We start from the raw sequence: 22,331 nt of genomic DNA on the forward strand, positions 1-22,331 counted from the left end.
TTGATCATCTACATGGTTTCCTTTATCCTCTGGAGCAGCCTGTTGTGAATATCATCAAAACCACCATTTGAAAGAATGGCTATAATATCACCCGGTTGAATAAAGCTCATAAGACGGTCAATAATTTGGTCTGTATCATCAAATGCTGCTGCATCAAGATCTTTTATATTTTTGAGATCGTCAGCAAGTTTTTGTGATGAGAACATTTCATCAGGTGCAATATTTTTCAGGGGCACCGGTTCCCGCAACAGTACGATGTCGGCAAAGTCAAATGAGTCGGTATATTTCTTTTGGAAAATAGCCCTTCTCGATGAATTTGTTCTCGGTTCAAAAACAATTATGAGCCGGCGGTCTCCATAGGCATCTTTCAGAGCCTGGACAGTCTCCTTCACCGCTGTAGGGTGATGGGCAAAATCATCAATTACGGTTATTCCTTTCTCTATTCCCCGTATTTCCTGTCTTCGCTTAACACCGCTGAAACTGCTCAGGCCCTGCTGTATGCTCCCAGCCTGAATACCAAGATGGTGCATGACTGCCGTAACAGCCAGACTGTTCATGCAGTTATGTCTGCCTGGCAGCCTGACTGACATTTCCCCATAGGGCTGATCTTCGTGAAAGACTGTAAAATGAGTCTGTCCCCCACTGGGTTTTATGTTTTTCAGGGACCAGGTAAGATTGTCTGTCTGTCCGTATCCTTCAATTTTACAGGACGCTTTTTTTGCAATTTCAACCACATTGGGGTCATCAAAATTGGCGATGAGCAATCCATCCTCCGGAATCAGGCGCACGAATTTTAAAAATGCCTTTTTGATAGCAGCCAGGTCTTTAAAGATATCTGCATGGTCAAACTCTATGGAGGTAATAACACCAATCCGGGGTTGATAGTGGAGAAATTTGGATTCCTTGTCAAAAAAAGCGGTGTCGTATTCATCCCCTTCGGCAACAAAATAGGGACCGTTACCAAGGCGAAAATTACTGTTGAATTCTCTGACGATACCACCAATCATAAATGTCGGGTCAAGACCGCAACTGTGCAAGGCAGTGGCAAGGAGTGAGCAGGTTGTCGTTTTTCCATGGGTTCCTGCCACCACAAGTGAAGTTCTGTCGGAGATAAAGAAATGTGAGAGTGCCTGTGGAAAGGAAAGGTAAGGGATTGTCGTTTGGCCCAGTCCACAGGCCTCCGGGTTTTTTGCAGTAATGACATTACCAACGATAACGAGGTCAGGTGCCGGTCGCAGGTTGTCAGGGTGATATCCATCCATGACCGTGATGTTGAGTCTGCTGAGAAAATCAGACATGGGGGGATAGACATGACTGTCACTGCCGGTAATATGAAATCCTTTTTGCTGCAGCATTCCGGCAAGAGCGGCCATACCGGTTCCACAGATTCCCATTATATGGATATGACGGGCGTTGGGAATGCATTTGTTCAATGATGAATCAAGTTCAATCATTTCCTTTTTTACCTGCCGTATTACTGATGGTTGAGTGGATAGTAGAAAAGATCGAAGGAAAATTGGTGGGGGTAATACGACCGACTTCTATGAATTTCACAGCGATTTCCTTGGATATTTTCAATATCATTTCTTCCGGTACACCTCTGCCAGTGGATGGTGAATTTGCGTTTTTTTTCTCTGCTGCCATTTTCTTTCTCTTTTCATGGAGTTGGCAACGCCCCTGCTGCTTGAAGAAGGCCAGTTCGTCAGAGTAACAGCAGAGGCGTCAATCAAGAATAACCTGTCCAGCCATTCAAGTGTCGGTGTAAGTTTTATTCTATTTATTGATCCAGGTCAACGCAGAGTGTATTTAAGTGTAATAATTTATCCTGACTGCACAGTTAATGATGATTACTGTTTAACCAGAATTTATCATGCGGGTTTGTGCCTGTCCATAAATGGCTTTTTTGTCCGATTTCTGCGTGGCTGTGAAAGATAAAAATGCTCCTGTGTGACATGTTTAAAGTCGTTGATAATGAAGCAGATTCGGTGAAATTAAACACCTCGAAAAGATCTCAGGGAGAAATAATGAAAGTACTTGATTTGAATACAACCAGGGAATTTACTGAAGGGGCCATGAAACGATTTTTTCTAGTGGAAGATTCAGAATTTTTTAAAATCATAAATTTTAATCTCAAGGCGGGGGTAACCTTTCCAGTCCATTCACATGATCTTGATGGTGAGCTTTCGATTCAGGTTATTGAAGGGCAGGGATTTTTTCTTGGTGAGAATGGAGCGGAGATTCCAGCAAAAACAGGCAATATTCTTATTTCTGAAATACGAGAACCCCATGGCGTGAGGGCCGAAACGGATATGCGTATAGTCGTGACTATTGCACCTCCGATCTGAAATACACCTGTTTTTGTCAGTTCAGGTGGCGTTATTTGAAAGCCAAAGCAATTCCCGTGGGGGGTTAAATTGATTCGGTAAGAATACCTTTATTTTCTGAGGAAAGAGATCTGTACCCTCTCATTGCATTATGGCCGGTATTCATTGTGTTGAGTTCATGCTGCAGCAGAGATTTCACATTTTGTGCTTTGGTGTGGAGAAATCTGTTTCTGTCGTAAATTCGTTCCAGTACTTTTTTCTTTAACTGTATGAGCGAATCAGTCTCTTTTGTCTGGGAAATCGATGCATTTTCCATCAGTGATTGTATCTGTCTGTCAATATTCTCCACTTTGCTGAACAGGTGTGAGAGCTCATGAATGGAGGTTTCCGTGGAATTCAGCATCGAGTGGGGTGGTTCGTTGCCTATCCTGAGGTAAACTGCATCAATTCTGCAGTAATAGTCGATTGATCTTTGAAAGAGCTTTTGTAATGTATCCGACCAGGAACGACTGTCGAGTTGTGACATTATAATTTTTCCTTATCAGTATGGTGTCTTTGCAATGAAATATGTCATCCGGCAGCGGAAAGGTGGTTTACCTGATGCTGCATTTCATTTGTTTTGTCCTGTTTTTCAAGACCAATTGAGTTCTGTTCATTCTTTGTAATTTCTATAGCTTCACTCCAGGTCTGTCTAAGGTCAACAAGGAGTCCTTCCACTATTTTCAGATGCTCTTCACCTGGATCTTTTCTGGCTTTATGCAGTTCTCTCAACATGAACTGATACAATCCATCAAGATCTGCAGCTATTTCTCCGCCGATATTGTGGTCAAGAGAATTTGAAAATTCGGTTATAATAGCGAAAATTTTGGCAATGCGGCCAATTTTTTCCTCCATGTTTCCTGCACGACTGGCGGCAATGGCCTGATGACAGAATCTGATGGCCCCGTCATACAGCATTATAAGAATCTGTTCCCTGGAGGCTGTCATAACCTGGTTCTGCTGGTATTGGTTCATATAGGCATTCATTATTTTTTCATCCCGTTAAGCGCATTCATCTGCTGGGTCAGAAAATCACCCTGTGCGTTCAGTTTGCTGACCATCTGCTCCATGGCATTAAACTGGGCGCGAAGAGCTTTTTCTCTTTTAGTCATCCTGAGCTCCATCTGGTCAATCTGGTAATCAAATTTTTCCATCGCCTGGTTGCTGGCCTTTTTCTTGGTGGCGTATATGCCGGATGTTGCACTGGTCAGGTCAAGCAGCAGGTTGTTGAAATTTTTCATGATGCCGTCCGTTTCGTCTTTTCCGGCCAGGAGGTAGACAACGTCATCAAAATTATTATTCAGGGCATCGTCAAGTTTTGTGTTGTTCTGTGTAAGAGTTCCATCAGAGTTGGTGGTGATACCCAGTTCTGCCAGACTTGAAAATTCCCCCCCGTTTTTATGGAACTGGTAAGAATACCCTGTAACTGCCTTTTCACACTGTTGATTGTTGCATCTCCACGAAGCACCGCCCCCAGAAGAGGATCTTTATCCTCCTCTGTACTTTCCGGAACTTCCGGGGATCCACCAAATTCCTTATAGCCTGAATTTATCCATTCCATAACACCATTATAGGCAGTGACAAAAGCAGTAATTTTTTCCTTGGTGGTATCCGTGTCAGCCTTGATGTCCATTTTGGTTGTGCTGTACACCGGAGGATCGGCCCAATCCCATGGGTCCACTCCCGCTTCCGGGGTGCCGTCATGGGTTGTTTTACTGACTTCATTGAGGTTCAAGGTTACCCCGCTTATCGCCGTACTGATAGTATTGCTGTTGCTGACGACCTTCAGTCCGTCAATAAAAACAACAGCTTCCTGTGCCGTCTGGGCATCAGTCGTGGTGAAATCAATGGGGTTTGAACCTGAATCAACAAGATTGCTGGTAACCGTAAAATTCGTGCTGGAATCTTTACCTGTAAAAACCAAATGATATGGTGAACCTGAAGAACCATCATTAATAATGGTTGCGGTAACACCGGTTGTCTCCGACTTTTCATTAATGGAGTTTGCAAGGCCAAGGAGAGAATTATTGTCCTCGTTTACGGTTATTACAGTACCATTGATGGTGATTGATCCGGTACCAAGAAGAGATTCGGAATTAGAGGAGAAACCGTTAGTGATGCTTTTCTGTACCTGACTGAGTTGTGCAACAGAAATATTATAGCTTCCGAGAGATCCGCTAGTGGTCGTTGCGGTGAATGCATCCTCTGAACTGAGGGAAACTTTGGTTGTCCGCACCTCACTGGTAATGTTGAGATCACCCACTGCAGTTTTCAGATCATCAAGTTTTGTCTTAAACTGCGCAAAGGCATTTAACCTCTCGGTTTCTGAAGTTTTTTTTGCCTCAATTCTGTCAAGAGGAGCACGTTCGAGAGTCATTATATCGTTGACAATCTTGTCCGTGTCCAGTCCGGTCGCAAGACCGCTGAAGGTGATAGACATAATAATACCTCAAGTAATTACGGAACGAAAAAGGTCTCAGCCCTTGGTGTTCACCAGATTTCCAACAAGTTCCGCAAAAGATGCCTTGAAATTGAGCAACTCTTCGGCCGGGATCTGCCTGATGACTTCCTGGGTTTCGTTATCAAAAATTTTGACAACCAGATCCTGAACAGTATCATCTTTTTCAAACCGCACGCTGTACAGTCCATCCTGGGTGATGGTTTTTATCTGGTCAAGCAACTCTTCCGGCTGGACTTTTACATTCTCCGGAGAGACCTGGGGATCTGTTGCTGCTGTTTCCCGGGTCTTTCTCTGTGTATCAACTCTTTCCGCAGGATTGAGCTGCTGCATCATTCCTCCGGTGCCATTAATCATATCGACATTCATGGCAGTCTCCTTAACTGAAATTTGTAAAAACCGGAGTGGGACCGGTAAAAACCGGTCCCTTTTGCCTTACTCCGATTTACTATCCTTATCCAAGCAGTGACAGGGCCAGCTGCGGCGCCTGATTGGCCTGGGCAAGGATGGATACACCAGCCTGCTGCAGGATGTTGTTTTTGGTCATTGCCGATGTTTCCTGGGCAATGTCCGCATCCAGAATCCGGCTTCGGGCTGCGGAGAGATTCTCCGAAACATTGGACAGATTGGAAATCGTGGACTCGAACCTGTTCTGCACGGCACCGAGGTTACCACGGATATTATCAATCTGCATCAATGCGCCGTCAATGGACTTGATGGCGTTAGCCGATCCAGTAACAGTGGTAATGTTGACATTGTCAATGGAGCTCAAGGTACTGACATTGGCTCCGTCAGCCGCTGTATTAAAAAGAGATCCGCTTGCTGCTGCAACATCACTTGTAACATTAAATCCGGAGGAGCTGGAGAAAGAGATTTCTCCACCGACAGTGGAAGAATCGGTATCATCAGCTCTGGTTGTATCACCACCCTTGGTGAGGGTTGCTGCATTGCCTTCACTACCTGTTAACTTAATAGTGACTGCAACAGAATCACTGGAACTGCTGTGGGAGAAATCAGTAACTTTGATATCATAACCTGCAGACTGCTCCAGGGTGATACTTGCCTTATCGGAACTCAGGGTAGCAGTTATTCCTGTATTTCCGGTCTGCTCGTTTAAGGCAGTGACCAGGTTAGTCAGGTCATCCGAGAGTACAGTGGCATTGATTGCAACAGCCGTGGTATTTGTACCCTGCAGATTAAAAGTTACACTGCCGTTTGCATCGAGGTTGCTCAATGTGGCGGTGGTCGTTGCAGTGGCGGTAACACCGGTGTCAGAACTTACATTGTTGATCTTACCGGCAATTACTGCCGCACTGTCACCAGTACTGACAGATGCTGTCTGCGATCCTTCCTTACCAACTATAGTAAGAGTTTGTGCCATGACATCGTTTGCTGAACTTCCCGATGCAGCAGAGGTGGCAGCTTCGATACTGTAGTTGGCCGTGCTGTTATCAGAAGTAAGTGCATTGTTACCCAGACTTGACGCCTTGGCGGAACTGATGCCAAAGGAGATGGTCTGGTTTGCATTGGCTCCTACCTGGAACTGTGCAGATGTCAATGAACCGTCGAGAAGCTTTTTGCCGTTGAATTCAGTGGTTTCTGCGATCCTGTCCATTTCCTGTTTGAGCTGATTGACCTCAGCCTGAAGGGATGAACGGTCGGATGCGCTGTTTGTATCGTTTGCCGACTGGACAGCCAGTTCACGCATACGCTGCAGGATATTGGTGGTTTCCTGCAGGGCACCCTCAGCTGTCTGGGCGAGGGAGATACCGTCGTTTGCGTTTCGGGCTGCCTGATTCAGACCGCGGATCTGCGAGGTCATACGGTCAGAAATAGAAAGTCCGGCAGCATCATCTTTTGCCGAGTTGATGCGGAGACCGGAAGAAAGGCGCTGCATTGATTTTGACAGCGCTGATTGAGAGTTACCCAGGTTACGCTGGGCGTTGAGAGACATTACATTTGTGTTAATAGTGAGTCCCATTATATTCCTCCTTGAATATAGTGTATTGGGTATTCGTTAGGCATCCTTGCCTGGTTCTAATTTAACAGGTACTGCAGTTTTTGTCGGTTCACCTCCTTGTTTGAAAGAATAAATTCGTACGTTATAGAACAGTATCGGCAGAAGAGATTTTTGAGTTTAGAAAAAAATGAAAAAAAGAAGGAAAAAATCAGAATATTTTTAGAAACGGAATAGCAGTAACAAATTGTCCTTTCCATTCACGTATATAGGATAACTGGTCCATAATTTCGTTTTTGATATTCCATGGCAGTATCAGGATAAAATCAGGCCGAACTTCTTTGAGCCGGTTTTCATCGACTATGGGAATGCGACTTCCGGGCATGAATTTATACTGTTTTGCCGGGTTTCGATCAACAACAAAGGGGAGGAGATCCGGCCTGATACCGGCATAATTAAGAAGAGTATTTCCCTTGGCGGCGGCCCCATAGGCGGCGACAGTCAGATTCAGTTTTCCGGACTCGATGAGAAACATCAGTAAATCATTCTTTATTTTTTCGACCTTTGCCTGAAAGCCGGTATAAAACGACATTTCATGTATTCCAGCCTTGTTTTCTTCTTCAAGAAACCTTGATACCCTGTTATGGCAGGTTCTTTGCTGGCCATCCGTACGTTCAGCAAAAACCCGCAGGCTGCCCCCGTGGGTGTCGAGTTTTTCCACATCAAAAATGTGAAGGCCGTTTTCCGAGAAGATGCGCTGTACAGCAGTCAACGAAAGATAGGAATAATGCTCATGATAGATTGTATCAAACTGGTTTTCCCGCATAAGCCTGAGAAGATGCGGAAATTCAAAAGTAGCAGTACCACCGGGTTTGAGAAGAATTGAAAACCCCTTGACAAAATCCTTGATATCCGGCACATGAGCCAGAACATTATTGGCAGTCATGAGATCCGCTTCATGCCCCTGATTGACAAGTTTTTTTGCCAGGGAAGTACCGAAGAATTCCTCTATAATGTCAAGACCTTTTTTCCTGGCAGCCCTTGCTGTTCCCGTGGTCGGTTCCACTCCAAGGCAGGGAATCCCTGCCTGGTGGACATATTGAAGCAGATATCCATCGTTTGCGGCAATTTCTATAACCTTGCTTTTCCGGTCAAGGGACAACCTGTCAACCATCGCTGTGACGTACCTGCGGGCATGGTCTAGCCAGGTCTTTGAGAAGGAACTGAAATAGGCGTAGTCTTCAGTAAACAGGTTTTCTGCCGTGGAAAAATCTTCGGTCTGGACAAGATGGCATTGCTCACAGACCATTACCCGTAATGGAAGCCACTGTTCAGGATTTTTCAAGCTTTCTGTCGTAAGATAGTTATTTGAAGGAGGAGCGGAGCCAAGGTCAACAAAAGTATGTTTGAGCGGGCTTTGACAATACCGGCAGTTCATGGCTGTATTCCCTTAAAATTTTGATTAAGAACCGGATGCTTCTCGTCTCTTTCTGAAATTGCAGTGTGTGGCAGGGGCCACGGCAGCGCGAGTTTTGGATCCAGGGGATTGAGTCCGTCCTCAGCAGAAGGGGAGTATACGGCAGAATGAAAATAAAGGAGCTCAACAGAATCAGTCATTGTCTGGAATCCATGGGCAAAACCTTCTGGAATATGTAATCCCAGGGAATTCTCTTCAGAGAGAATGACAGTGTAATATTGAAGAAAAGTAGGAGAACCCGTGCGAATATCAATCACGATATCCATAATGGAACCTTTGAGACAGAGCAGCAGTTTTTTTTCTGAAAAAGGTGGGTGTTGGAAATGCATTCCCCGGATTGTTCCCTTTTGTGCAGAATAGCTGAGATTGACCTGGGCAACGGGAGTATCCCAGCCAAGGCAGGAAAGTTCCTCCCGGCAGAAGAGGCGTATAAAATACCCTCTGTTATCTCTGATCGGGACTCTTTTTACAAGCGAAAGTCCGTCAAATGAAGTCGGCTTTATTATGAGTTTACTCATAAGCTTGATTCAAATTCGGCAAGTTGCGAAAGACAGAGTTTTCCGGCATCCTGTCCGTTTTCAAGTTGCCGGTACCAGCTGATGGTTTCCTTTATCGCCTTTTCCAGGGACCATTTGGGAGTGACGCCTAATACAGAACGGGCTTTTGCGGTTTCCAGGGCCAGGTTGTTTGCTTCATGGGGACCTGTTTTCCGGGTGTTGAAAGCTGTTTCCCCCCGCCCGTAAAAAGTGCTGGCGAGAGTAATCACCTCCTTTACGGAAGCGGTTTGGGACGGGGCAGGGCCAAAATTGTATGACCCGGAAAGAGATCGGTCGCCGACCATATTTTCCGCAAGAACCAGGTAACCGTAAAGAGGTTCGAGAACATGCTGCCATGGACGGATTGCCCCGGGGCGTCGTATGGTGAGAGTCTGCCCTTTCTGCCATGCCTTTATGGCGTCGGGAATCAGCCGATCTTCAGCCCAGTCCCCTCCACCGATCACATTACCGGCCCTGGCTGTTGCCAGCCCGGCTGTCATCTCCGTAAAAAACGATTTCCTGTATGACTCAACGATAATTTCAGTCGCTGCCTTGCTGGCACTGTAGGGATCGTATCCTCCAAGCTCATCCACCTCCCGGTAGGGATAGGGCCATTCAAGATTGCGGTACACCTTGTCAGTGGTGATAATTACGCACGCTTCAAGACTGTCGCATTTTCGTAATGCATCAAGAACGTTTACTGTTCCAAGGATATTGGTTTCAAAGGTTTTAACCGGTTCATGGTACCCGGCCCGGACCAGTGGCTGGGCAGCAAGGTGAAAGACGATTTGTGGATTTACCCGTTTAATTTGTTCTGAGAGCCTGTTTCTGTCCCGTATATCGATAAAATGACCTTTGATTGTTTTTTCAAGGCTGGCCAGTAAAAAAAGATTGGGACTGGTAGCCGGTGGAAGAGAAATCCCGGTAATGTCAGCACCCAGTTTTTGCAGCCAGAGGGCAAGCCATCCTCCCTTGAACCCGGTATGACCAGTGAGCAGCACACGTTTTCCGGACCAGAAATTCATTGAAGGTTTCATTACCAGACCTTCCATGGAGCGCTGCCTGATTGCCATAATTCCTCAAGCATGTTTTTTTCACGCAGCGTATCCATTGGCTGCCAGAAACCGTCATGGACAAATGCCTTCAGTTCGTCGTCGGCAGCAAGGCTCGTCAGAGGTTCGAGTTCCCAGCTGGTATCGTCCTCAGCTATGCGATCGATACATTCTGGAGAGAGGACAAAAAAACCTCCGTTGATAAGACCCCCGTCACCACGGGGTTTTTCTGAAAACCCTGCAACACTGTCATTCGATATTGTGAGTGCTCCGAACCGTCCGGGTGGTTGGACAGCTGTTACAGTTGCCAGTTTCCCATGGGATTGGTGAAATCTGATGGTCGCTGAAATATTCACATCCGCAATACCGTCTCCATAGGTAAAACAGAAAAGTTCTTCATTGCAAACGTACTCCCTGACCCGTTTCAGCCTGCCGCCGGTCATTGTGTTTTCACCGGTATCAACCAGGGTGACCCGCCATGGTTCGGCATGGTGCTGATGTACCTCCATGCTGTTTTTGGTCATATCAAAAGTGACATCCGACATATGAAGAAAATAGTTGGCGAAGTATTCCTTGATCAGATAACCTTTATAACCGCAACAGATAACAAAATCATTTACTCCGTGCGAGGAGTAGATTTTCATTATATGCCAGAGAATGGGTTTGCCGCCAATTTCGATCATGGGCTTGGGTTTAAGATGTGTTTCCTCACTGATACGTGTTCCCAGTCCACCCGCAAGTATAACTGCTTTCATGAGTTCTCCTCACACCATTGTAAAAACATCTGTCTGTAGGCCTTTTCTACCTTATCGGCAAAATCCTTTTCATCCATAAGCAGACTTTTTTCCATTTCAGAACGAAGGCTGGTTCTGAGAATGGCCAGCTGGTCCAGGTTTTCTGTGAGACGGGTTGTGATATCAATATATTCCAGTTCGTCCCTGGCGATCCATTCGGGATGTCCCAGTCCTTCAAGGATTGTACTGCCAAGTCTCCCGACGCTTGGTCTGTCTGCAAGGGTGATGAAAGGGATACCCATATACAGGGTTTCATAGAGTGTTGTCCCGGAATTATGAGGGAAACAGTCAAGGCCGATATCCATGGAACGAAAACTATCCCAGGGAGGACTTGTATACCCGATTTCCAGCCTGTCTCGTTCTATGCCATGGGCCGCAAACTGAGAGGCCATGTTTTCCTGCATTTCCGGATCCGCAAAGCTGCCACTGTTCAGAATGAGTTTTGAGTCTTTAACCTGGCGCAGTATTTCAGACCAGGTTCGTATTGTTTTGTAGTTAATCCTTACCGCACGGCTGAGACAGCCAAAGGTGATATAGCCGTTTCGTTTTGCAGGCAGATCATTGACATCACCCATCCCGGGAGAGGGGCGGTAGGAAAAGGAAGGTCTGTCAAGTCTCCATGGAGTTTCAGCAAACAGATGTTCACAACCCTCGGGTACGACAATAGTATCGGCCAGGTAATAATCAATTGCCGACAGACCGGTGGTATAGCCGAAATCAAGCCAGTGAATGGAAACTGGAGCAGGTTTTGTAGCAAAAACTGCCAGTCTGTTCCGTTCTGTATGGCCAGCCAGATCGACGAGGATGTCGATTTTGTCAGCTAGAATTTCAGTCGCCATTTGCCTGTCGCTCATTTCAGCTGTATCGATCCAGTGATCCATGTATGTCCTGTATCGATCGGTTACCTCGTCTTCGCGCAGAACATCACTGTAACCATACAGCTCAACATTTCTCCGGTTGTGACTGGCGAGAAGCGGTTCAAGGAAATTAAGAACAGGATGCTTGCAGAACTGGGGACAGACATAGCCAATTTTTAAACGTCGGTTTGGGTTTCGACTGTTTCTGTATACCTGGGAGGCGGGTGTGAGCGGTAGTCCAAACTTATCGTCAAAAAGTCTGTATTCTTCAAAAATCTCCTCTGCTGATTTATCAGGATGATAATTCAGGAGAAAAAGGAGATTGCCAAAGGCATCCTGTGAATTCGGATACTTTTTCAAAACAGTGCGAAAAACTGTTTCGGATTCATCAAAACGGGCCTGTTCCTGGAGGATATTGCCCAGGTTATTCAAGGCTTTTTTGTAATTCGAGTCAAGCTGCAGGGCCATTCTGTAGCTGTTTTCCGCTTTTGTCAGCAATCCCTGTTTCTTACAGGTGTTTCCATGGTTCAACCACAGCTTTTTATCATCGGACCGGTTGACGAGGCCTTTTTCATAGTGGATTAATGCCTTGCTGTTATCACCTCTGTCCGCAAAACAGTTTCCAAGGTTAAACCAGGCTTCAGGATGCTCCGGATTCTGTTGTACTATCTGTTGAAAGCAGGGTATGGCTTCGCCGGTTCTGTTAAGAGAGGAGAGGGTTTTTCCAAGATTGTGTAATGCTTCAATATAACCAGGTTTGAATTGTATGGCTTTTCTGTAACAGATTTCAGCCTCATCCAGACGTTGCTGCTCATGGAGGATTGTACCCAGAGAATTGAGTGCCGCTGGATATTCGGGGTTGAGTTCAAGTGCCCTGCGGCATTCGGTCTCAGCTTCTTCCAATCTTCCAAGGGAAAGCAGTGTCAGGCTCAGTCCGCAATAACATTCTGCGGAATCAGGATGTGCCTTGAGCGCACGGCCATACAGTTTTTCAGCCTCTTCATAGCTGCCGGTTTCATTGAGAACAAGGGCCAGATTGATACATGCATCCGCAGTGTCAGGAGCAAGCTTCATCGCTTTTCTGAAAGCTTTTTCCGCTTCCTGATATCGTTTTTGTGATCTGAGAGCGGATCCCAGGGTGTTGAAAGCGTCAGGGTAATGCGGGTTGATTTTCAGTGCCTTTCGACAATATTTTTCCGCTTCCTGGTATTTCCCCAGATCACAGAGGATAACAGCAATATTGCGGAGACAGATATAATCCCGCGGAGAAAATGTAACTGATCTTTTCATGGCAGTCAGAGCCTCATTGAAGTCTCCAAGTTGCCTGCGGACAGCACCTAGAATTTTCCAGGTCTGGGCGTCATCGGGATACAGTTTTAGAAGAGAACGGGCTGTTCTCTCAGCTTCTACCATATTACCCTGTTGATACATTTTGATGAGTCTGTCCTGTTCAATTGTCGGAACCTGTCCGGGTCTGCCATGGACCTTGCCGGATTTTTGTTTTTTGTTCTTTTTGTTTTTTTTCCGGCCGGTCAGTTTCCCGGTAGTTGTCTTTTTTTTCTGTTCCCTGCATTTTTTTTCAAACATCTCCCGGTAGGCCTTTTCCATCCTGCGGGCAAAGCCCTTTTCGTCCATCAGGCTGCTTTTTTCCATCCTTGAACGTAATTTTGTACGAATAGTTGCAAGTTTATGGATATCTGAGGCCAGATTGATCGCCAGCTGGACATAATTCTCCCTGGTTGAGGCTATCCATTCGGTATGTCCAAGCCCGGTGAGAATAGTACAGCCAAGACGACCTGTCGCAGGCCTGCCGGCCAGGGTGATGAAAGGAATACCCATGTAAAGGGTTTCAAAAAGGGTGGTTCCGGAATTATGCGGAAAACAGTCCAGGCCAATATCTATCTGCCGCATCAGATCCCATGGAGGAGTGTGGAATCCGATTTTAAGTCTTTCAGGGGTTATCCCTCTTGTGGCAAACTGTTCCTTCATTGAATCCTGCATTTCCGGTCTGCGAAAATTATTGGAATCGATGATCAGCCGGGAGTTTTTCACCTGCCTGAGAATTTCGGCCCAGGCATCAATTGTTCTATGATTAATACGTATGGCACGGGTAAGGGTTCCAAAGGTGATATACTTGTTTTCCAGTGCCGGTAATACACTGACTTCTCCCATCTTTTCAGCAGGTCTGTAAGCAAAACAGGGGGCTCAACCCGCCATATTTTTTCTGAAAAGAGGTGATCAGTTCCGGTGGGGACTATTGCTTCGTCTGCAACATAATAATCAATGGCTGTAAGGCCGGTTGTGTAACCAAAATCGAGCCAGTGCAAAGAGACAGGGGCGGGCTTTCGGGTAAACATCAGCAGACGGTTGTGAGCTGTGTGTCCGGCAATATCAATGAGAATATCTATTTCATCATTTCTGATCCGTGCCGCCAGTTGATCGTCATTCAGGTTGACCGTGGGTATCCAGTGATCGATATAAGATCTGTATCGTTTCGAATATTCATCTTCTTCTGTCTGTTCGGCGTAGGCAAAAATCTCAAATGTATCCCTGTCGTGATTGGCGAGAAGCGGTTCAAGGAAATGAAGAGTTGAATGTCTTTTGAACTGAGGTGAGACATATCCAAGTTTCAGGGGATGTTTTTTCAGATCCCGACGGGTTCTGAGGGGAGCAGGCTGAACCGGATCACGGGGAGTTCCGAATTTCTGATTATAGCGATGGTATTCAGCAAAAATTTCTTCCGGAGTTTTATCAGGATGATAGTTTAAAAGGAAGAGAAGGTTGCTGTGAGCCTCGGAAAAATCAGGATTGAGTTCCACGGCCTTTCGCAGGTAAAATTCTGCTTCCTCTATTTTTCCCTGCTCTTTCAGCACAGAGCCGAGGTTACTCAAACACAGGGTGAAATCAGGTTGGATCTTCAGTGCTGATTTATATCTGTTTTCAGATTTTCTGTAGTATCCCTGTTCTTTCAGACAGGCCCCTGAATTGATCAGTGCTTCTATGAAATCAGGGCGGATATGCAATGCCTTTTCATACCATTTTTCTGCATCCTGCAGGCGCCCCCTGAGTTGCAGGGTGATTCCAAGATTTGAGTAGGCCTGTAGATGGTTGGGATCGATTTCAATTGTTTTCAGGTACAGTTTTTCAGCTTCGTTAAGATGGCCCTGTTCTCTCATCAGGTTCGCATGGTTGAAAAACGGCGCGGCATAGTCGCAGGCAATGTGCTGTGCCTTGATAAAACATTCTTCAGCTTTTGTTGAATCTCCTTCGCGCTGGAAGAGATTACCCAGGTTCACATAGGCGTCTGTCAGGTTCGGGTTCAGTTCAAGTGACTTTAAATATGATGATTTTGCCATCTCATTTCTGTCCTGCTCAGCCTGAACAATAGCAAGGCCGAACCAGGATTCGGCAGCCTGCGGGAGATGGCGAAGCGAGTCAAGATAGCATTCTTCCGCTTTGGTCAGTTGTCCGGCTCGGATGTAAATTTCGGCTAGCAGATGGTAGAGTTCCAGGTCTTTAGGAGCAAGAGAGATTGCCTTCTGCAGTACCGGTATTGCCTCTTCTGATTTTTTTTCACCATGCAGGGCCAGTCCGAGGGCTTTGCAGCCAAGGGGATATTCAGGACATCTTTTCAGCAGGGTACGGGCGTAGTCCTCACATTCCGCGTATTTTTCCTGTTGAAAAAGAGTTATCAACTGTTTTTCTTCATCGGGGTCTATCTCAAATTTTTTATCTTCAACTGAAGGACCGGAAAAATTCCCAGCGATTTTCTGTCTTAAATCGGAGATACTGTTGTCCGAGAGACCAGCCTGAACAGCCATTTCAAGAAGCTCCATGGCTGTTTCTGAATTTCCACATTCGTCCAGGGCATCAATATATGACAGCCAGTACTGTCCCTGTTCCGGAGCAAGATCCACCGCTTTCTGAAAATAGGGAAGGGCTGTTTCGGGTTGTCCCAACACAACGGCGAGACTACCAAGACGGTAATGGGCATGAGGATTGTCAGGGGCGTTCTTGAGAATGTCCATGTAGATATTCCCTGCGAGGTCATACTCATTTTCTGCAAAAAATTCTTCAGCGGTGCGGAACTGGTCTTCCAATGTATTTATTTCTGATTTTGCATTATTTTTTCTGCTGTACCACTTATCAAACATGTGGATGTAAGCATTTTCCACTTTTGCGGTAAAACCGACCTCGTCCATTAACGGGCTGTTTTCCATTTCTTTACGAAGGCCTGACCTGATCCTGGAGAGTCTGTCCAGGTTCCCGGTAAGCTGAACCGCTTTTTCAATATATTCCTCTTCATTTTCTGCAGCCCATTCAGGATGGCCGACTCCGGCAAGAATTGCACACCCGAGTCGCCCAACACTGGGGCGGTCTTTCAAGGTGATATAGGGAATACCCATGTAAAGGTGCTCAAAAAGAGTAGTACCTGAATTATGGGGAAAACAGTCAAGACCAATGTCCATGTTTCGCAGTATATCCCATGGGGGGTATGAAAACCTATTTTCAACCGGTTTTTTTCAATCCCCAATGCGCCAAATTTTTCCTCAAGTTTCTTTCGGGAGTCAGGATCCTGGTAATCTCCACTGTCAATTACCAGTCTGGAACCCCTGACCTTTTTCAGGATCGCCGCCCAGGTGCGTAGCGTCCTGTCATTCAAACGAATCGCCCGTGTAAGTGTACCAAAAGTTATGTACCCATTGGTTCGAGCCGGCAGCGGAGATACCTCTCCCATTCCGGGTGCTGGACGATAAGCCAGGCTGGGATTTTCCAGGCGCCAGACTTTTTCACTGAAAAATTCCTCACTTTTTTCTGGAACAATATATTTGTCGGTCAGGTAATAATCAATGGCTGTTAAACCGGTTGTATAGCCGTAATCGAGCCAGTGCAGGGAAACCGGGGACGGTTTTAACGCAAAAACTCCCAGCCGGTTTCCTTCCGTATGACCAGCGAGATCAACCAGAATATCGATACCATCCCTGCGAATCTGTTCTGCTACGGATTGATCAGAAAGTCCCGTGGTGACAAACCAGTGCTCCATGAAAGTCTTGTAACGCCTGGTTTGCTCATCTTCCCCATACAGTTCGGCGTAGGTGAAAAGTTCAAATTTTTCCCTGTTATGGTGTTCCAGTAAAGGCTCCAGGCAGTAGCGGGCAGAATGTCTTAGAAATTGGGAAGAGCCGACATAACCTATTTTCAGGCGTCTTCCTGCAGACGGACTGTTTTCATGATCGGTCCATTGATTTTTGCGTGGTTTTTCGAATAATGCATTGAACTTAAGATACTCTTGGAAAATGCTTTTCGAACATTTATCTGGGTGGTAGTTTAATTGAAATAATAAATTGCTTATTGTAAGGATATTATCAGGATCCAATTCCAGTGATTTCTGTAATAATAATTCACTTTCCAGTAATTCCCCTTTTCTTATAAGAATATTACTGAGATTGTTGTATGCTTTAATATAATCGGGCTTTCTTTTGATGATTTTTCGGCAGATTGATTCCGCTTCAGCGCTGAAACCACGTCTGTACTTTGTAATTGCCAGATTATTCAGGGTTTTTATGTCATTTGGATGTATTGAAAGTGCTTTGTAGTAACTTATTTCCGATTCCTCAAGTTTTCCTGCCTTGTGTAAAATCATTCCTTTACACCTATGTGCTTCAAAGAAAACAGGACTAATGGAAAGGGCCTGATCGCAGTAATGATTAGCTTTCTCCAATTGACCTTTCTCAAGAAACAATAAAGCTAGATTATTGAGTGCGGGTACAAATGATTGGTTGAAATCAAGTGCCTTGAGATAGCAGTTCCTGGAATCTTTAAAAGCGTTTTTTTCTTGATAAACGAGTCCAAGATTATTGAATGCTTCACATGAGTCAGGCTGTAATTCAATGGCTTTTTTACAAGCTTTCTCAGCATCATCTAGTTTGTTTAATTCCTTTAATGTCAACCCGAGGTTACTGTAAATTTGGCTGGATTTTGGATTGATTGTGAGTGCTTTTTCATAAAATTCTAGAGCTTGATGATATTTTTCCTGATGTCTGAAAAGATTACCAAGATTACAATAAGCTTCGTAAAATTCATGATGGTTTTTGATTGCGGCAAGAAATGCAGTAATGGCCTCATCCAGTTCGCCAAGTTCAAAAAGAACATTCCCCAGGTTGTAATATGCCTGACTGTTATCCGATTTGAGTCGCAGGGTTGAACGGTAAAATTCAATGGATTCCCGAAGGTTTCCTGATTGCTCCAGGCCAATTGCGAGATTGAAGTGGGCTTCAGGGTCATCAGGCAGCAGAGCCGCGGCCTGTTTCATGGCCTGAATGGCTTTTTCAGTTGCTCCCTGCTGAAAAAGAAGAGGGCCTAGAATTTTCCAGGTAAATCCGCTGTCAGGGTGTTTTTTTACCAGAGATTGGGCAAGGGACAGGGCTTCCTGTTGTTTGCCACTGTTGAATAGTCTGACGAGTCTGGCCTGTTCCTTTTGGGTCGGGTTTGTCCTCTGTTTTTTTTGTTTCTTAGACCGTTGTTTTTTCCTTGGTTTATTTTTCCCCTGATACCACCTGTCAAACATTTCACGATATGCTTGTTCAACCCTCAGGGTAAAGGCTTTCTCATCCATCATCGGTCCGAGTTCAAGAGTCCTTCGCAGGTTTTTCCTTATCTCGGAAAGCTTTTTAATATCTGAGGCGAGCTGGATCGCCAGCTGAATATATTCGTTTTCCGTGTCGGCGATCCAGTCCGGGTGATCAACACCATACAGAATCGAACTGCCTATTCTGCCCATTCCGGGACGTGCTGCCAGGGTGATATATGGAACCCCCATATACAGGCTTTCAACCAGTGTTGTTCCGGAGTTATGGGGGAAACAGTCAAGACTGATATCAATTTGCCGGAAAACATCCCATGGCGGAGAATTACATCCGATTTTTAATCGATTTTTTTCAATACCGTGGGAAAGAAACTGTTGTTCCATCTGATGTTGCATTGATGATTCTTTGAAACTGCCACTGTTTATGACAAGTTTAGAATCTGGTACTGCATGGAGAATTTCAGCCCAGGTACGAATTGTTTTATAATTAATGCGAGCAGCCCTGGTGAGGGTTCCAAAGGTTATGTAATTATTTGTTGCGGCAGGGAGATCATTGACTGGTCCGGTATCTTCAGGAGGTCTGTATGCCTGAGCGGGAGTATCTATATACCATGGGGTTTCTGAAAAAAGGTGCTCGGAACCTTGGGGGACGGTTATGTGGTCGGTCAGGTAGTAATCAATGGCAGACAGACCGGTTGTATAGCCATAGTCAAGCCAGTGAAGGGAGACAGGGGCGGGTTTTCTTGCAAAAACAAGAAGACGACTGCCTGCCGTGTGACCGGCCAGATCAACAAGAATGTCAATACCGGCAGCACGTATGGTTTCTACAAGCTGCTGGTCACTTAATTGAGTTGTAGATAACCAGTTGTCAACGTGCCCATGAAAAATATCGCTTTCAGCCTCATGTTCAGGAACTGCCACAAAGCTGTAAATCTGAAATAGATCCCTGTCATGGTTCGCCAGTAAAGGAATAATAAAATATCTGGCAGGATGTTTTCTGTAATCGGCAGCGCAATACCCGATTTTCAGGCGTCGATTCTTGCGGGAGGTGTTGGTATGGGGCTGCCAATGTTTTTTGAGCGGCAGACAGAAACGGTCATCAAATTTTTTATATTCAAGAAAAAGATCTTTTGCTGATATGTCCGGGTCGTAATTCAGGGTGAAGAGCAGGGTACTGTACGAATTAATGTGATCAGGTTTGAGGTCGGTCGCTTTTCTTAAAAAATTTTCAGCATCCCTGTGACGTCCCTGTTCCTGGAGAATATTGCCGAGATTATAAAGGGCAAGATGATAATCCGGTTGCAGGCTGATTACCTGCCGGTAATACTTTTCAGCCGGCTCCAGATTATGTTGAATCTTGTGCGTATTTGCAAGGTTGAAAATGGCATCAGTATATTCAGGTCTGTACTGCAGAGCCCGGGTAAGGCAACTTTCAGCTTCCCGGTAGTTGCCCAGTTGTTGAAAAACTACCCCCAGGTTATTCCAGGCGTCGGCAAAATCGTGTTGGATATTGAGAGCATTTATGAACTGGTTTTTTGCTTGATCATAACGTTTTTCCTGAAGGAAATCGATTCCCCTGTTGAAAAGCGATACCGCCTCCGGGTCGATCCGGTTTTTGCTGTTATTGTTTTGTGAATCGCTCCATATCCTGAACATGGATCGGTAGGCGTTTTCGACCTGTCCGGTAAAGCCTTGGTGATCCATCAGCTTCCCGGTTTCCATCTCATTCCTGAGGCTTTTTCTAAGGTGTGATAATTGTTCAATGCCTGAGGCCAGTTGAACGGCCTTATCCAGGTATTCCTGTTCATTGGCAGCGATCCACTCAGGATGTCCTATTCCCTGCAATATTGAACTGCCGATTCTTCCAACACCGGGACGGTCTGCCAGAGTAATATAAGGAATACCCATGTAAAGACTTTCAAAGAGTGTAGTGCCGGAGTTATGGGGAAAACAGTCAAGGGTTATGTCTATTTGTCTCAGTATGTCCCAGGGCGGTGAATGGAATCCGACCTGGATCCGTTCCTTTTCTATGCCATGGGCAATGAACTTGTCGAGCAGTTTCTGCTGGGAGTGGGTGTCTTTAAAATTGCCGCTGTCTATGATGAGACGGGAGTTTTCCACTCGTTTCAGCAGTTGTGACCAGAGCCGGATAGTCCTGTGATTTATACGTATGGCTCTTGTAAGAGTGCCGAAGGTAATATAATTGTTTGTACAAGCCGGCAGTTCACCGACAGGTCCCATGTTCCTGGAGGGTCGGTAAACAAACGAGGGAACAGTAAGGCGCCATATTTTTTCGGAAAAGTATTTTTCAGAACCAAAGGGGGCGCAAAACGGGTCGGAAAGATAATAATCTATGGCAGTAAGGCCGGTAGTATAACCGAAATCAAGCCAGTGCAGTGATACGGGGGCAGGTTTGCGTGCAAAAACACCAAGCCGGTTTCTGCCCGTATGACCAGCCAGGTCAACGAGAATATCTATCCGGTCTTCACGAATTCGTTCAGCCAGCTGGTCATCCGAATACGCTGTGGTCGGGATCCAGTGGTGAAAAAAATGTTTGTAGCGATCTGTAATTTCATCATCTCTTATGGTTTCAGAATAGGCAAAAAGTTCAAAAGATGAGCTGTCATGGTTTGCCAGCAGAGGTTCAAGAAAGTTGAAAACAGGATGTCTGGAAAAAGCGGGAGAGACATAACCCACCCGAAGACGACGATCCGTCGAGGGACTATTCTGGTGAGGTTTCCAGCTGGTTTTCTGTGGCAGGCCAAACGTGGTATCATACTTTTTATAGCGTGAAAAGAGTTCATTAGAAGTAAGATCAGGATGATAGTTTGAAATAAAAAGCAACCCGTCAAACGGTTCTGTGTATTCGGGATCGAGATTCATGGCAGCGCGGTAGCATTCTTCAGCTTTGTCCAGTTCTCCCATGCAATGGAGGGTATTGCCGAGATTGTTATGGGCAATGGCGGAATGTTCGTTAAGCTCAAGGGCCTTGAGAAAATTCTGTTCTGCTTCGCCAAGTCTTCCAGCGGAATGGAGAACATTACCCAGATTATTGTATCCGTCCCCGTATCGCGGATTGAGCTCAAGCGCTGTTCTGAGACTTTTCTCAGCCTCAGTCAATCGACCAAGGTCTTTCAGGGTGATCCCGAGATTACTGTGAGCTTCGGTGTAATCCGGTTGCAGTCGTATGGCCTCATTAAAAGCCTGTTCGGCATCTTTTAGTCTTCCAAAAGATCTGAATGTGACACCGAGATTGTTGTAGGCCTCAGCAAAGCCGGGATCAAGGGAGATCGCCCGTTGGAGCATCTCTTCTGATTCGGACAATAAACCTTCATTTTCAAAGATAATGCCGAGATTGTTGAAAAGCAGGGCATCTTCCGGGAGATACTGTGCGGCTTTGAGCATGGTATCAATGGCTTCTCCGACACGGTTCTGTTGTTTGAGAACCGCACCCAATATTTTCAAGGTGTTACCGTTTTCAGGAAAGGTTGTGAGAATCTGACGTGCCAATGCTTCGCATTCAGTAAATTGCTTTCTTTCATAAAGGGCAATAAGTTCTGCCTGCAGTTCAGGATCCGGATCGTTGAGCTCAGAAGTAGATTTTTCTGGATACAGACGGTGGGAGAGTGCGTCAACCTCATCGCCCGCCAGACCAGCTTTTTGGGCCAGATCAAGAATCTTACCAGCTTCTTCTGTTTGTCCGGTTTCTGCAAGCGCATCAATATACGATATCCAGTACGGGCCATGTTCAGGATTCTGGTCAAGTGCGGTTTCAAAATGGGAGAGAGCCAGGGAAAGGAGGTTTTTCTGTCGGCAAAGAGAACCGATTAAATAATTTGCCTCGGGATGATCCGGCATCAGGTCAAGAACTGCCCTGAAATATTGTTCCGCTTCATCGGCAGCTCCGTTATGGAGTAATGATTGTCCTTTTTCAAGGGCTTCAGATATAAGCTGGAGTTGTTCTTCGTTTTTTTGAGATGAATTCATATTTGAACCGGTTTGCCAGGATATTAAAAAAAATCGGGTTGTTATAAAGAGCTTCTCATATATTTATTAAGATTGTCAAGGCATATATGGGCAAAGAAAAAAGACTGATCGTTTTTTACGAACGTGATGTAATTGACTGAATTGATATTTAAAAAACCTGATAGTGCAGGTAATATTTTTTGGCCGTTTTCATTCTATTTTGAAAAATCGGTGAGTCCGACTTGATTGTGCGCCTCTTTGGGATGTATAACAAGGGAGGATGTA

16 protein-coding genes and 1 pseudogene are annotated in these 22,331 nt (G+C 45.5%); 1 reads left to right on the top strand and 16 read right to left on the bottom strand.

Going from position 1 to position 22,331, the window contains the following annotated elements:
* Positions 1 to 8 precede the first annotated feature (8 nt).
* Together mpl and LO777_RS06225 are read right to left on the bottom strand one after the other, a co-directional pair.
* A complete protein-coding gene (gene mpl / locus LO777_RS06220; RefSeq protein ID WP_228856669.1) occupies positions 9 to 1,454 on the bottom strand; it encodes a UDP-N-acetylmuramate:L-alanyl-gamma-D-glutamyl-meso-diaminopimelate ligase in 1,446 nt (481 codons plus the stop codon).
* Positions 1,447 to 1,644, bottom strand: coding sequence for a hypothetical protein (locus LO777_RS06225; RefSeq protein ID WP_228856670.1), 198 nt, complete (start codon positions 1,642 to 1,644; stop codon positions 1,447 to 1,449). Before LO777_RS06225 ends, mpl begins: the two co-directional genes overlap by 8 nt.
* Before the next feature lie 380 nt (positions 1,645 to 2,024).
* On the opposite strand from LO777_RS06225, the gene LO777_RS06230 reads away from it, so the two are divergent.
* The gene (locus LO777_RS06230) at positions 2,025 to 2,345 is read left to right on the top strand and encodes a cupin domain-containing protein (protein ID WP_228856671.1); all 321 of its coding nucleotides are present in this window, start codon (positions 2,025 to 2,027) and stop codon (positions 2,343 to 2,345) included.
* Between the two features lie 64 nt (positions 2,346 to 2,409).
* Here LO777_RS06230 and LO777_RS06235 read toward each other — a convergent pair whose 3' ends face one another.
* The 14 genes and pseudogenes from LO777_RS06235 to LO777_RS06305 all read right to left on the bottom strand — a co-directional run bounded on the left by LO777_RS06235 (position 2,410) and on the right by LO777_RS06305 (position 22,067).
* Positions 2,410 to 2,850: a hypothetical protein gene (locus LO777_RS06235; RefSeq protein ID WP_228856672.1), complete on the bottom strand. Its 441-nt coding sequence runs from the start codon at positions 2,848 to 2,850 to the stop codon at positions 2,410 to 2,412.
* Positions 2,851 to 2,894: 44 nt separating this feature from the next.
* On the bottom strand, positions 2,895 to 3,350 hold the full coding sequence (fliS, locus tag LO777_RS06240) for a flagellar export chaperone FliS (RefSeq protein ID WP_228856673.1): 456 nt from the start codon (positions 3,348 to 3,350) through the stop codon (positions 2,895 to 2,897).
* Positions 3,350 to 3,739: a flagellar filament capping protein FliD gene (gene fliD, locus LO777_RS06245; RefSeq protein WP_329955724.1), complete on the bottom strand. Its 390-nt coding sequence runs from the start codon at positions 3,737 to 3,739 to the stop codon at positions 3,350 to 3,352. The genes fliS and fliD (LO777_RS06245) overlap by 1 nt, the downstream gene beginning before the upstream one ends.
* A complete protein-coding gene (gene fliD, locus LO777_RS06250) occupies positions 3,664 to 4,803 on the bottom strand; it encodes a flagellar filament capping protein FliD (protein ID WP_228856674.1) in 1,140 nt (379 codons plus the stop codon). The genes fliD (LO777_RS06245) and fliD (LO777_RS06250) overlap by 76 nt, the downstream gene beginning before the upstream one ends.
* Positions 4,804 to 4,839: 36 nt before the next feature.
* Positions 4,840 to 5,190, bottom strand: coding sequence for a flagellar protein FlaG (locus tag LO777_RS06255; protein ID WP_228856675.1), 351 nt, complete (start codon positions 5,188 to 5,190; stop codon positions 4,840 to 4,842).
* Between the two features lie 85 nt (positions 5,191 to 5,275).
* Positions 5,276 to 6,055: a flagellin gene (locus LO777_RS20955; RefSeq protein WP_407929127.1), complete on the bottom strand. Its 780-nt coding sequence runs from the start codon at positions 6,053 to 6,055 to the stop codon at positions 5,276 to 5,278.
* 9 nt (positions 6,056 to 6,064) lie between these two features.
* Positions 6,065 to 6,802, bottom strand: a pseudogene (locus tag LO777_RS20960) (flagellin N-terminal helical domain-containing protein); the annotation flags it as partial.
* Positions 6,803 to 6,989: 187 nt separating this feature from the next.
* Positions 6,990 to 8,216 carry a class I SAM-dependent methyltransferase gene (locus LO777_RS06275; RefSeq protein ID WP_228856676.1) on the bottom strand — a complete coding sequence of 409 codons (1,227 nt, stop codon included), beginning with the start codon at positions 8,214 to 8,216 and terminating at the stop codon, positions 6,990 to 6,992.
* Positions 8,213 to 8,773, bottom strand: coding sequence for a dTDP-4-dehydrorhamnose 3,5-epimerase family protein (locus tag LO777_RS06280; RefSeq protein ID WP_228856677.1), 561 nt, complete (start codon positions 8,771 to 8,773; stop codon positions 8,213 to 8,215). The genes LO777_RS06275 and LO777_RS06280 overlap by 4 nt, the downstream gene beginning before the upstream one ends.
* Positions 8,770 to 9,864, bottom strand: coding sequence for a CDP-glucose 4,6-dehydratase (gene rfbG / locus LO777_RS06285; RefSeq protein ID WP_228856678.1), 1,095 nt, complete (start codon positions 9,862 to 9,864; stop codon positions 8,770 to 8,772). The genes LO777_RS06280 and rfbG overlap by 4 nt, the downstream gene beginning before the upstream one ends.
* Positions 9,828 to 10,598: a glucose-1-phosphate cytidylyltransferase gene (rfbF, locus tag LO777_RS06290; RefSeq protein WP_228856679.1), complete on the bottom strand. Its 771-nt coding sequence runs from the start codon at positions 10,596 to 10,598 to the stop codon at positions 9,828 to 9,830. The genes rfbG and rfbF overlap by 37 nt, the downstream gene beginning before the upstream one ends.
* Positions 10,595 to 13,639 carry a tetratricopeptide repeat protein gene (locus LO777_RS06295; protein WP_228857339.1) on the bottom strand — a complete coding sequence of 1,015 codons (3,045 nt, stop codon included), beginning with the start codon at positions 13,637 to 13,639 and terminating at the stop codon, positions 10,595 to 10,597. The genes rfbF and LO777_RS06295 overlap by 4 nt, the downstream gene beginning before the upstream one ends.
* Positions 13,543 to 15,963: a tetratricopeptide repeat protein gene (locus LO777_RS06300; RefSeq protein WP_228856680.1), complete on the bottom strand. Its 2,421-nt coding sequence runs from the start codon at positions 15,961 to 15,963 to the stop codon at positions 13,543 to 13,545. The genes LO777_RS06295 and LO777_RS06300 overlap by 97 nt, the downstream gene beginning before the upstream one ends.
* The gene (locus LO777_RS06305) at positions 15,876 to 22,067 is read right to left on the bottom strand and encodes an O-linked N-acetylglucosamine transferase family protein (protein WP_228856681.1); all 6,192 of its coding nucleotides are present in this window, start codon (positions 22,065 to 22,067) and stop codon (positions 15,876 to 15,878) included. Before LO777_RS06305 ends, LO777_RS06300 begins: the two co-directional genes overlap by 88 nt.
* Positions 22,068 to 22,331: the final 264 nt, after the last annotated feature.

This window comes from Desulfomarina profundi, from assembly GCF_019703855.1.
GTDB lineage: Bacteria > Desulfobacterota > Desulfobulbia > Desulfobulbales > Desulfocapsaceae > Desulfomarina > Desulfomarina profundi.

Coding starts and splice junctions, on each gene's coding strand:
- mpl (WP_228856669.1), bottom strand. CDS start 1,454: ATGATTGAACTTGATTCATCATTGAACAAATGCATTCCCAACGCCCGT.
- LO777_RS06225 (WP_228856670.1), bottom strand. CDS start 1,644: ATGGCAGCAGAGAAAAAAAACGCAAATTCACCATCCACTGGCAGAGGT.
- LO777_RS06230 (WP_228856671.1), top strand. CDS start 2,025: ATGAAAGTACTTGATTTGAATACAACCAGGGAATTTACTGAAGGGGCC.
- LO777_RS06235 (WP_228856672.1), bottom strand. CDS start 2,850: ATGTCACAACTCGACAGTCGTTCCTGGTCGGATACATTACAAAAGCTC.
- fliS (WP_228856673.1), bottom strand. CDS start 3,350: ATGAATGCCTATATGAACCAATACCAGCAGAACCAGGTTATGACAGCC.
- fliD (WP_228856674.1), bottom strand. CDS start 4,803: ATGTCTATCACCTTCAGCGGTCTTGCGACCGGACTGGACACGGACAAG.
- LO777_RS06255 (WP_228856675.1), bottom strand. CDS start 5,190: ATGAATGTCGATATGATTAATGGCACCGGAGGAATGATGCAGCAGCTC.
- LO777_RS06275 (WP_228856676.1), bottom strand. CDS start 8,216: ATGAACTGCCGGTATTGTCAAAGCCCGCTCAAACATACTTTTGTTGAC.
- LO777_RS06280 (WP_228856677.1), bottom strand. CDS start 8,773: ATGAGTAAACTCATAATAAAGCCGACTTCATTTGACGGACTTTCGCTT.
- rfbG (WP_228856678.1), bottom strand. CDS start 9,864: ATGGCAATCAGGCAGCGCTCCATGGAAGGTCTGGTAATGAAACCTTCA.
- rfbF (WP_228856679.1), bottom strand. CDS start 10,598: ATGAAAGCAGTTATACTTGCGGGTGGACTGGGAACACGTATCAGTGAG.
- LO777_RS06300 (WP_228856680.1), bottom strand. CDS start 15,963: ATGGACATTGGTCTTGACTGTTTTCCCCATAATTCAGGTACTACTCTT.
- LO777_RS06305 (WP_228856681.1), bottom strand. CDS start 22,067: ATGAATTCATCTCAAAAAAACGAAGAACAACTCCAGCTTATATCTGAA.